This is a genomic window from Bradyrhizobium sp. 179 (assembly GCF_023073535.1).
Lineage (GTDB): Bacteria > Pseudomonadota > Alphaproteobacteria > Rhizobiales > Xanthobacteraceae > Bradyrhizobium.
Genome location: NZ_JADPJR010000003.1, coordinates 1 through 654 on the forward strand (window position 1 = coordinate 1; position 654 = coordinate 654).

A 654-nucleotide genomic window follows, 5' to 3' on the forward strand; every position below is an offset into this window, starting at 1 on the left:
CCGTCGCCCTTCTTCTTCGCCGTCGTGGTGACGTCGAACAGATCGTAGCGCGAGTTCTTCTCGAGCTGGGCGAACGCCAGCGTCTTGCTGCCGTCGATGATCCCTGGCACGTGCGCGGCCTTCTGCGCGTCGCTGCCGGCATGGCGCAGGAAGCCGCCGCCGATCACCACCGTGGCGAGATAAGGCTCGAGCACCAGCGCCTTGCCGAGCGCTTCCATCACGATCATGGTCTCGACGCCGCCGCCACCGAAGCCGCCATCGGTCTCTGCGAAGGGCAGGCCGAGCAGGCCCTGCTCAGCGAGCTTGAGCCAGACGGTTTTGCTCCAGCCGCCCTTCTCTTTCATATACTTCTTGCGGCTCTCGAAATCGTAGGAATCGGTCAAGAGGCCGTCGATGCTTTCCTTGAGAAGCCGCTGCTCCTCGGACAGGTCAAAATCCATGTTGCTTGGTTCCTCGTACCCGGAATTTATGCTTCGTCATTCCGGGACACGCGCGGTAGCGCGTGGACCCGGAATCCAGAGTTGTGGCGCGAGATTCCGGGTTCGCGCTGACGCGCGCCCCGGAATGACGCTAAAGCCCCAGCACCGCCTTGGCGATGATGTTGCGCTGGATCTCGTTGGAGCCGCCGTAGATCGAGACCTTGCGGTTGTTGAA

General features: G+C 62.4%; 1 protein-coding gene. It reads right to left on the reverse strand.

The window, feature by feature from the left end:
- A partial coding sequence (locus tag IVB12_RS00580; protein WP_247294595.1) for an acyl-CoA dehydrogenase family protein occupies positions 1-440 on the reverse strand: 440 nt, incomplete at its 3' end.
- Positions 441-654: the final 214 nt, after the last annotated feature.